Raw genomic sequence first — 11,714 nt, forward strand, 5'->3', positions numbered from 1 at the left:
AAACTGATCATTTAATCCAAGTTGTCATTGAAAGACCCGATAATAAAATGAACTTTTCATATATCAGATATCACAAGTCTAGAACTGCCAAATCATCAACCTTAAACACCACAGCAGTCATGATGAAATTCACATCGAAATCCGATCATCCCTGTGGGCAATCATTGGCCGTTCCACCACCAGTGGCCTTGCCTGCCTGCCTGATTATCACATTCCCTGTCCCCTGTACCCATTTGAAGGATTGTTTCTGGAATACTGAACAACTCATTTCCGTATTGAGTTAATTTGACGGCATCACCGAAGCCAGAGCAGTGTACTGCATTGCCAATAAAGTATAAATTTATCATTCCATCAAAAAAAACTGTGAAAGACAGGCTTTGTGCTCTTTCTCAGTTAATCATGGATATCGTTCTTTTTGACAGGAGGTCAAGCCTTAGCTCAACAGTCGACGTCTGTTTCTGGATAATATAGGTTTGCAGTGGAATTGTGAATTTAAGTTCATTCAAAACCTACAAAATTATCTATCCTATATTCTTAGATGATGAATACATCCTTGATTCGAACCAATAATAAACACTTTAAACGCTATGCGTACTTGTTGTTCATTTTGATAAAGAGCCATACGATAAGTCAAAGGTTGATACCAGCCATTCATACTATGGATGGGAACTCATTACGTTGTTGAATTAATTAAAACGCATCTAATTTTAACTCCTATTTATATATCAACTAATTCTTCAATAAAATCGACAACCTCCCGATAAGTTGATTGCTGACGATTATCTATACACTCCTCAAATTGAATATTGTAGATTGGAACAAAATCTCCGTTATTTTTTCTATCTCACCTTCAGGTTCTTCGATAAAATCAAAATCTGCTTAGTAAACCATGCTGCATAATATGCGCGGACCAAATTTTTCTGTCAATAATATAAACAGTTCTTCAGCTACTTTATAGCAGTGTTCCAACACAAAAAAACTTTCATACGACCATCTCTGACCCCTCGCCACTAAACAGATAATTCTACAATTTAGGAACCAACCCAATCCACCTCTTCCTAAATCGCCATTTTCTTCATCGTTTTTTTGTGTTCTTATGCCAAATTTGGTCTTATAACGCGTGTGGAAAACCGATTTTTTAAATTAGTGTGTTTTCCACACATCTAACCCCACTTTTTTCCACATGCCTAAGCCCTGTTTTTTCTACATGCCAAACCCACGTTTTTTCCACACGCCTTCGATTTTTTTCTACTTTCACTTTATTCTCTTTTCTGCTTATGATTGTTGAATTCCGTCATATAAATCATATTTAATTTGTTTTTATTCAAATGTTATTTATATAGATTTTCGTTGCATTGTACTACGGTTTTGAAAAAACGCTCTTAGCCATAACAAGCTAAACCGTACGCATTTATAACTAAATCACAATCGAATTATTTATTACCACGATGATTTAGACTCTGTTAATTGCAATATTTTTTTATTTGATACGGGTCTTGATTAAGTAATTCAATGATCAACAATGACAGCATCATCAAAATACCCACCACAAATATTTATTTTTTTATCAGCGTTCACTCAAATTTTTGCATACTTCTCATTCAATATTAACACTGCTTTTTAATTCTTTTAAAGATTTTGGCTTGATTTTTCCCCTTCAAATAATTTTCAAAAATTATTTTATTAAGACGGATCTCTTCATTTTTCTATGTTTGTGTAGACCAAATATTTTTTTAATTAACTGAATATACTATTTTGAATCAAGAGATTTTATGCCGGATAATCAAATTAAAAAGAACATGCTATTGTTCCTTTAATAATTTTTATTAAATTTTTCAATGTCTTTTTTTGTTTTTTATAATTTCACAACCCCTTTTTTGCTTCAAATCCTGGCAAATATCTTTATTAACTGACTTTCTTACTATAGAATTATTGCTTTATGAAACAGATTTTTACCGCAAAAATCTAATTGGAGTTGGTGTCTTTTTCTCTTTTCACGAAAGAAAATAATCGCAGATAAACAAAATCTGGAACTGACAAACGCATATTTTTAAGATGTTGTTCGGGATTTTTAAAATTAAAAAGCTACAATATTCCATTTGAATTTTAATTTTTTCAGATATTTTTCTTTTAAATCGAACAATTATTTAGCTGTTTTTTAATCAATCGAATGCCTGACGACTGTTGCTTCTTAATTTGTTTTACTGCAACAAGAATGAAAAATTGAAAATATCAACGTATCTGGATTAGATTTAATAACCCTTGAAACCCGATCAATTAAATTTTGCCCATAAAAAATACACAACTGAATAGATTTATCATTTCTAACAGTTATGCATTTTAACTTAATTCTATCACTCAAAAATCACTCGTTTTAACTATTCAAATCACATAAAGCATTGACTTGACATGACACGCACCCATCATTTTTTTCATTCTTGAATTTCTAGCTACTCTCGAAGAGGGACCTCTAAAATACAAATTAGCTATAAATGTACTTATTTTCAGCGGCTTACGACGTGGTGAAATTGGAGGATTGAAGTGGACTGATATAGATTATGTGTCAAATACTATTACAGTAAAACAAGCATTAAAAAAAATTTCAGGTTCGCCTGCTTTCCCTGGTCCTCCAAAGAATCAAGACTCAATCAGAAGTGTTAAATTACCTGCGTTCATTTTTGAGTTATTCAAAGAATATCAGTTAATTCAACTGGAATTGAAAGCTAATATGGGGGATAAATGGTATGAAACTGGATATGTCTTTACTCAGATTAATGGATTACCGATGAACCTTGATACGATTGGCTGGTATATGGGACAGTTATCAGAAAAACATAATTTAAAAAAAGTTCGCTCACATGCCTTACGCCACTCCAATGCATCAATTCTAATCGCAAGTGGGCTGGATGTTAAATCAATCTCTAATCGACTTGGCCATGGAAATATGTCTACTACAATGGACATCTACACTCATTTTATAAAATCTGCTGATGCCAAGGCAAGCGATTCGCTGGAAGATATTCTTATTTCTCCCCCCAAAACCGAATAGCGTACACAAACCGTAGAATCGCTTTTTTTTAAACGGACGCCAAGCGGACGCCAAATAATTAATTTTCAGCTTCGGCAACTATTGCTTAACTAAAAAAAGAGAACCTATTCGGCTCTCTCATGCGATTCTTACTGGAGCTAGCGGGGGGAATCGAACCCCCGACCTACTGATTACGAAACAGTAGGTAAATGGCATATTACATACATCCATATATGATATACGACATTATTACGACACGTTTTACTCTTTTTTTCAATTGCTAACACATAGGGGGCCGTCATCCTTTATGTAAGACACTTGTTGCCAAAAGAAATATACAAATAAATTAAGCATCACTTTATCTTCATTGCCACTTTATTTGGTGGAGGCGATCAGTACCAGTTCAAGGTGACAATTAATATTGGGGATTATAGACATAAAGAAATGTAATATCGAAACTAACTTTTCACTATTCAATCCACTATTTTCTCTTAACTCTGTGTCTAGTTTATTTATTATAACCTTTCTATTAAATTTGCTTATTCTTTTGTCCGAAAAAGTGTTGATCTTCCACATTTCCTTACGATTTGGGACTGCACTTTTATGATGTCACTCCAATTTTAGTTTCGTAGTCACTTTCACTTTAACTTTTAGCCCGACTAAATCTACCACTATTTTCATTCTCTCATTCGTTGCTGGAAACAACATATCTTTCTCCCTTGCTTTGCTAATCATAAATGACTTTCCCAATACAGCATCGCTTAAACTTCTTTCCACTATCACAAGGACATGGATCATTTCTACCAATTTTTTTCTTCTTTCGAATAGTATTAGGCTTTATTACCTGATGCTCGTATGCCCCATATGGTATACCTTGCTTTTCAAAATAAATCTTATCGATAATACTTGGACCATTTGGCGGAAAAAATATCGCACTTTTTTTTATGCTGTCCTTTAATTGCGAATCTAAAAAATACCCTTCTATTATATCCAATTCATCTGAAGACAGCACACTGGGATGGTTCTCGATTCGCCAAATAAGATAATCTATAAAATCCTGTGCTGATTTATTCAAATACCGGAGTATCTCAATAATATTTTCAAAATCATGCCAATTGCATACCCACGGATATGGTTGTTCTTCGTTTTTTTCCAATAATAGAGTCGTGTTCACTGCGTGACTACCAAATTGATTCAATGTTAGAACTATTGGCAATATCCTTTTTTCATCTGCGTTTTCGATTGCGAATCTGTTAGTTTTGTTTTCGTACAAAACAACATCTTTTTTATTTTCAATAAACTTTTTAAGGATTATTGCTTGTTTATAAGCACCTCCAATTCCAGTATCCGAATTGAAGTGATCTTGGATTCGTTTGCAAGCTTTTTCTGGGTTAAAGAATGGCTCTCTAACTTTTGAGGCTTTTACTTCTGCTATTAAAATATAGTTATTAAATTCAATTAATATATCATGTTCTTTAGTTCCTCTTTCCTCGCACACACTCGCGTGGTATTTTGCTTTATCACCAAATAAATCCTTAAAAAACTTAAGAAATTGAATTTCCACCGTTTCCGCTTTTGCTTTTTTGTATTTATCTGCAAATTTATTTTGAGGTTTTTCTAATATCTCAGTAATATAATTATAAATTGCGTTTAATAGAAATTGCGGATGGACAATAAATAAGTTTTCTCCTTCATCAATCCAGCATAGTGGATGTTCTGCAAAAGGATTTTTTCCATTGTAATAAGAAAAATCTCGTGATTGTCTGTGCAGTCCAAAAATCTCTAACAGGCTTTTCCCTTTTTCAATTCCAAAAGCTTCCAGGACTAATGATTCCTTAATTGTACTTAACCCATCCATTGCATTTTGAAGATTGTCACCTGCAGATCCTTGAGCAAATTTCATTAAACGTTCATATTCTTTTTCCACATCAACTGCATGCGGATTTAGAGAATATAAAAAGTTTTTTATATTCTCTACTGCGCATTTAGATGAACTCATCGCAGTCTCAAATGTATCCCAAACTAATTGATAGAATGCTATATAGTCTTCTGTTACTAATCCTGTTAAATCTTCCAATTCTGAATCAAATCCACTATACAATATTCGAATTAGATCTATTGTCTGTTCCGGATATCTCAGTATTCCTGTATCAAAATAAGATGTAAACGCCTGCATTGATATTAAGTTCCTTTTTATATCAACACTATCCAATTTAGTATTTATGCCAAGAAAGTTTTTTGTATATTCTAAAGTAATCTCTTGAACATCATCTTCTAATTCATCGTATATCCTACTATCCTTATCCTTATCCTTATCCTTTGTAGTGTGTACCTCACTTTTATCCTCTGTACTCATAAGCAAGCCCGCAAGATATGTATATTGCTTTTGAGGCGAGATTAATTTCGTCTTATTAAATATATCAGATTGTTCTGCAAAACCCTTCTTACCATTCGCAAATGTTATAAAATGGATACCAATCATCCCCAACAATTCACGTGTGCTTTTATATTGCAATTTCTCTTTTAACGCGTTAATTTTTTCTTCCATTATATGACACTCCTATAAAGCACAGTGTTTATTAATATCATTTTTCATAAAGCCTCTCAAAACCCGTGAAATGACTTGAAGCCATAATTGGTTCATTCTATCTTAAACCCTATCTCAGTGAATTTATTTTTCTGCGGTTCAAAATCACCTTTTATTTTTGATTGATCCATAAGTATAGTCAAATTCTTTCTCGCTCTGGAACAGCCAACATAAAATAATTTGTAAGCGCTAAGAACACCGAATACTGAGCTTTCTTTTAAACAATCTTTGGCTTTAGTTACTCCTGGCTTTACTAGAAACTGACGGTATCTTTCCTTACAAATGAACTCAAAATAAGGATTACACCTAAACTGATCCAATATTGAAGATATCTTTTCGCAAATTACTTTTTCATGTTTAACAAAAGAATCTTTCTTCAATTCGCTTATTTTCATACCAATAGTGTTTTGCAAATCAGACAATTCATTAATATAGTCATAATAGAATTGATGAAACTCTTTTAATGAAATACTTAATTGTCCCCACATTTCGAAAAATCGGTACATATGTACTATCGGATTTTTGTAACTGTCGTCTGCGACAAATAAAACACTATCATGACTTTCTCCTTTTACACCGTGTTGGGTTGATACCTTTGGGTTTCTCAAATATTTAACAACCCGTATCAGCTCAATAACTGGTACGTTAAAAGCTTCTTTGTTTTCATCATCAGACTGAACGCCCTCCATATATACACTATCAACAATTGAATTTCTTTCAAGTACAGTAAGTAATTCAGATATAGTTTTTGATTCATCCTGAAAAACATCAAAGATTTCTTTCAAGATATTAAATAGCCTTTGTTTGTCACTATGTGTCTTAATATACCATCCATCTTCGCAAAATATCGACTTATAGGACTTGAAGGTTTGAACTATCAAACCATATTTCTGCGTTTGATAGTTGTCTACCATTTCTACTAAACAATACAATAACTTCATCAAAGGGTCTGGGTTGTCATCATAGTGCGTAGTCAACACATTTACTGCCGAATAGGTTTTACCAAATGAATATTTCTCCATGCAATCAAATGCTTGATAAAGGTTAAGTGCGCCTATATCAGAAAAGCGCTCTTTATTAAATAGATATAAAACTAAAGTATTTGAATCAGATTTTTTTATATCGTCTATCGATGTTGAAATATTATCAGTTATGACTATTCGGGGTTGAAAATCAGCGCTTAGTAGTTTCATTTCAGGTGAATTGTCTTGGTTAAAAGGCGAATCATTATAGATGTTGTTTAATAATAGCACAACATCTGTAACAGAGCGATAGTTTGTTAATAAGGCTTGTGTTGTGTCAAAACATTCGAATTGTTCTTCAAATGATCCATCGTAATTTTTATAAATCTGCTGCATTCGGTCGCCAAACAAATACAATTGAACGTTTGAACCAGCAACACTATTATAAAATATTTTCAGAACATCAGACATGGTATCCTGGTATTCATCTATGAAAATAAATTGATATTTAGATGATATTCTTTTACTAATAATAGGGTAATGATCAAAAATATTTTTTGAAAAGCTTATTAAGTCATCGTGTGATAGCCCTCCATAATATAACGTATTAAATGGAGATTTATTATATGAAATCTTCTCTATATTCTTCTTAACGGTTTCAAAGTCAAGTTCACTATATTTGTCTTTATACTTATTGTTACTTGCCATAATGTGATCATCTTGACCTGAATTATCTATGCGTTGTTTGATCTTGTCCTCATATACTTCATAATACAAATCCAAAATATCACGATGTGAGAAGTAGCTTTTCATGAAGCTATTGAGAAATGAATGAATCGTTCCAATAAAAACATTCTTCGCATCTACATCTCTGGACAGCTCATCGGCAGCTCGGTTTGTATATGTTATACATAAAATATTATCTCTCGGATTCTCGAGGATACACTTCTTTACCATTGCTTTTATTTGTGTCGTTTTCCCACTCCCAGCAGGGGCATTAACAAGAAAACAGTTTTTCAAGCTGTCAGCCACAATAATGCCTCCTTTATATACGCAGGCAGCATAGAATCTACCAGATTATTGAGAATGACTGAATACATAAAATCTGTCTTTCTATTTGATGTGTGTAAAACGATCGTACGAATACTACATTCATCTCCCTCTCGAGGAATAACAAACTTCAATTTGTCTTTATTTCGTTTCTCTATCCATTCTTTTTTGAGTTTGACATCTAAAGCTGTAACACCATAATGTCGCGCAAGCATTGCTTCTTCAAGTGTTCGAGAATAGTAGTCTCTTTTTCCTTGAAAGGCAAGACAAATACACCCCACTACAATAAGAGGAGACTTTTCCTTCCAGTCATACAACACTTGTACCGTTGGCGCTGGATTATCTAGAATGATCTCTGAAAACTTATTAATTGTTGTATTCGTAGTTCCAGAAATCAAAACGTCTGCGATATTAGACGAATCTTTATCATAATCCAAATCAGTTATTAGGACCGATTTAATACCCAAAAATTCAATAATAGGCTTGTAATTATATGCATATGCTCCTCCGACTTGAACAAAAGAAACATATTGACTTCTCAACAGTTCGAATTCTTTTGAGCGCAATATGTACTTTATTAACATCCTCTCAGTATCCCCTTCATACATAATAATTTTATCCGCAAAGATAATGTCGGGAAAATTGATGGTATAAAACCAATCATAAAAATCCAACAATTCCTTATTTGACGCAATTGAGTTTTGGAACTCACGCAAATCATATGTGTTGCATTTGAAAGGGCTAACTTGTCGTAACACTCGGAGTTGAGAAATTGAAGCAGTTCGAACAACCTCATGCGAGTGCGTAGTTAATACGCCCTGAATACCTTTTTCACGATTATAATAGTTAATTAGATATTGTGAAAAGACATTCTGCATCTGAGGATGCATATGTGCTTCTGGTTCTTCAATTACAAAGAAGTTCACAATTAGCGGATCAATTGTTTTCCTGAATTTCTCTAATTGAAGATGAATATAGATAAGATTACTATATCCTAGACCTTGTGAAGATTCGCTTAAATAATGATCATCCGCTTGATACTTAGCACATGTAATGCTTTTTAGTAAAGAGTGGACTGCTTCCTCAGTCACATTCATATCAATGACTATGTTTCCCGCATGACCACCATTAGTTATAGAAATTGCCTCCATTGTTTCACTCAGAGTATCAAGTGAAGCGATCCGTACTTTTTCCTGAATCTTTGCGTCTTGAATAGGTTGAATAATCTGATCTGGAAGGTTTTTAATCAAATCCTTCCAGTCATCTTCCTGACTGGCAATATCAATCATGTTTTTGCTCAAAATTTTTGTTCTATCAGAACTTTCGTCATCTAAATTTCGCCCAGCCATAATATTATGATAATTAAATAGGCTTTTGAACGACGACATGTCCATAGCCACTATGTTCTTATATGCCTTATCGGAAAAATTTGCTGTTTCCTCACATGAGTTGGCATATAGCAGAACGAGCATTTCTTTAATAATGCGAATAGCATCAATCTCCTTATTTTCATCGCGCGTTAGTTTAATAAACCGTGTTAAAAACTTCTCGTATTCATTATCTAAGGTTTTTCTGAAGAGTTCAACATTCAATGCATAACGATAGATAAAATAAAAACTCGTATTGTTTGGCTCAAATTCCATGATATAATCAGCAAAATGCCGAATATCATCTTCATTTCCATTATAATCCACCTGAATTTTCACTTCGATTGGGGGCATCAACGCTACCTCTTCTGATTTCGTAACAGACAAGACTTCTTTGCAGATATCTGTTATTACATCTTCTTTTGGTTTCCCCGTTGTAAAAGCAGAATAGACAATAGGATATATGCTATTACTCCATTTTTGACATTCAATAATTGAAAAATCATCACAACATAATTTACTTCTAGTGTTATTGAATATAGAATTAAAAAGTTCGACAAGTGAAGTTTTCCCACTGTTATTCGCACCAGCGATAACAGTGATATTATCTTCCATATTTAATTTAACATTATCAAATTTTCGATAATTGGATATATGAATGGTTTTAATTTTCAATTACTATCCCTCCTTGAACAAAATCGAGAATAAATTAACTTTTGTTAATTAAATTGTACTTGATTTTTAACAAACTGTCGATAAGAATATCAAGATGCAATACTTTTATCTGTTTTGAAGTTTGGTTAATGCATTATATAATCTCACTATTACTCAATTTCTATTTTGTAAGTTCCATCTATACGTATTTTATATTTCACTCCACCTTTTATAAATATATCCAAGTATCTTCAATTTTTACAAATGTTTTTTCATAGCCATCAACAGGATTTCCTAATCCCATCTTAAAATTCCCACAACCAACCCAACCATCTTCCACTTTATAATCAAAATGACTTTCATTTAAACCCATCCCGGATAATCATCAATCATATTTAATATTGACGCGGACCTATTTCCAACTTATTGATTTTGAGTATATACTGGTAATTTCTTTTCCATTCGGTATTCTCCTCTGTTGATGGTCAAGTAAATCGACCACTTCTGTATTTTTACTTGCAACTTCCTGCAAAAAAACGTTAAGAGTAGGCAAATACACCCTAATCGATAATGATACTAGCAGTACTTGATATATTGCCATTTGTTCATAAAATGATATCGGTATTTCCTAAAATAAGCTGATTCTCTAAAAATTTGATTAACTGATCGATGTTTCCGTTTTTAAAATTTTCATTTCTTTCCGTTTTATTCTCCGAAAGATTCTTAATAATATCAATTTCTTTTATTACTTCATATATCGGTTTTTCAAAAACTATTGTAGGTAATATATCTCCTTTTTTGTGAATAAAATATTTTATTGGATGTTCATTAGCTAATCTAGCTAATCCTTTATCTTTAGTAACTAAATAGTGCATACATATTGCACCGTCATCAATATCATTTGCCATTCCAATTTCAGTACAAAACCTCAAGTGAAATAAATCCCATGACATACCTTGTATTGTTTCAACAATATTATTCGCATTAGTTTGTATTTTTTTAAAAAACTCTTTAATTCGGTCATCATTTCTGTTTTTTAAAAACCAATAGCAAAAAACTATTTCTCGCTCTAAAAAAATCCCCAAGTCCTTGTTTACGAATTCTAAAAGTTCTGTTATCTTTTTTTTAATTCCATTCTTGTTATGAAATGAAATTATTGTAGTTTTTAATATTAAAGCATAAATTGATTTCTGTAACAAAAGAATTCTATCAAATTCATTTTCTCCATTGGAAATTCCTTTCATAAAATCAATCGACTTCTTGGTATCTTGAAAGTCCTGCTCTTCATGTTGATAATCTACTGAAAATGAATGCAAATCGGAATGCTTGAATTTATTATATATGAGCAGTGTTCGAATTGCACATTCTTCTACATAACTATCGCTTATTTTTCCCGCATTTTCTAACATATATGGAAAGCAAGTTACATCATTACAAAATAAATTCAAATCTGTCATAATAGGGTTTGATTTTGAATTTTTTCTATTATCGTGGATTTCAATTAACATATTCATCATATTCACATCTAAATCAAAGCAATTTTTGTATTCAAAATCCGCACATGAATTACGCATCATTTCTTTACAAACCACATTATTTATTAAACAAAAACTACTTTTGAAAATGGATACTACTTTCACTACTTCCAACTTCATTGTTTGCGCTAACGGCGGTTCCTTATTAATTGATTGTGTCATCGGGTCATCAAATATAAGTATCGTATAATCCCATAATTGTTCAATATTATCATGATAAATTAACATAATCTCTGCAAAATTATTTGCAGAGATTATGTTATTTATTAAGTCATTTTCAGTAAATTGATTCATCACTTTTCTCCCTTTGATTATATTCCCGGCAATAATCATTAACTGTCAAAAGATTGTTAGTTTCATCACCGTCCCGTACCGGTCTGAGAAGACAATTGGCGTTATAATGCACACGCTTGTCAAGACACGAAATTAGAATTTTTTTAGATAAAATTCCATTCGCATTTTGAATAATCAGCTAATGCCATATTGTCATAAAATATAGCTGCCGGTGTTTTATAATCGAATCGTTGGTGA

General features: G+C 32.4%; 6 protein-coding genes. 1 reads left to right on the forward strand and 5 read right to left on the reverse strand.

Annotated features, from left to right (window positions below; genetic code table 11):
* Nucleotides 1–2,434 precede the first annotated feature (2,434 nt).
* On the forward strand, nt 2,435–3,049 hold the full coding sequence (locus GH808_RS02990) for a site-specific integrase (RefSeq protein ID WP_311135746.1): 615 nt from the start codon (nt 2,435–2,437) through the stop codon (nt 3,047–3,049).
* 706 nt (nt 3,050–3,755) lie between these two features.
* Here the strand turns inward: GH808_RS02990 and GH808_RS15675 are convergent.
* The 5 genes from GH808_RS15675 to GH808_RS03015 all read right to left on the reverse strand — a co-directional run bounded on the left by GH808_RS15675 (nt 3,756) and on the right by GH808_RS03015 (nt 11,477).
* Nucleotides 3,756–5,576: a YecA family protein gene (locus GH808_RS15675; protein ID WP_050740633.1), complete on the reverse strand. Its 1,821-nt coding sequence runs from the start codon at nt 5,574–5,576 to the stop codon at nt 3,756–3,758.
* Nucleotides 5,577–5,668: 92 nt separating this feature from the next.
* Entirely contained in the window at nt 5,669–7,609 is a 1,941-nt protein-coding gene (locus GH808_RS03000; RefSeq protein ID WP_162800382.1) for a UvrD-helicase domain-containing protein, read from the reverse strand.
* Nucleotides 7,594–9,669 (reverse strand): ATP-dependent nuclease, encoded by a 2,076-nt coding sequence (locus GH808_RS03005; protein ID WP_050741978.1) that lies wholly within the window; start codon nt 9,667–9,669, stop codon nt 7,594–7,596. Before GH808_RS03005 ends, GH808_RS03000 begins: the two co-directional genes overlap by 16 nt.
* A gap of 208 nt (nt 9,670–9,877) precedes the next feature.
* Entirely contained in the window at nt 9,878–10,021 is a 144-nt protein-coding gene (locus tag GH808_RS03010; protein WP_160316230.1) for a hypothetical protein, read from the reverse strand.
* Between the two features lie 232 nt (nt 10,022–10,253).
* Complete coding sequence (locus GH808_RS03015) at nt 10,254–11,477, reverse strand: hypothetical protein (protein ID WP_050741979.1); 1,224 nt, start codon at nt 11,475–11,477, stop codon at nt 10,254–10,256.
* Nucleotides 11,478–11,714 lie beyond the last annotated feature (237 nt).

The organism is Acetobacterium fimetarium (assembly GCF_014284475.1).
GTDB classification, from domain to species: domain Bacteria; phylum Bacillota; class Clostridia; order Eubacteriales; family Eubacteriaceae; genus Acetobacterium; species Acetobacterium fimetarium.

Excerpts from the sequence above, each read along its gene's own strand:
- GH808_RS03010 (WP_160316230.1), bottom strand. The coding sequence starts at position 10,021 with ATGGGTTTAAATGAAAGTCATTTTGATTATAAAGTGGAAGATGGTTGG.
- GH808_RS03015 (WP_050741979.1), bottom strand. The coding sequence starts at position 11,477 with ATGAATCAATTTACTGAAAATGACTTAATAAATAACATAATCTCTGCA.
- GH808_RS15675 (WP_050740633.1), bottom strand. The coding sequence starts at position 5,576 with ATGGAAGAAAAAATTAACGCGTTAAAAGAGAAATTGCAATATAAAAGC.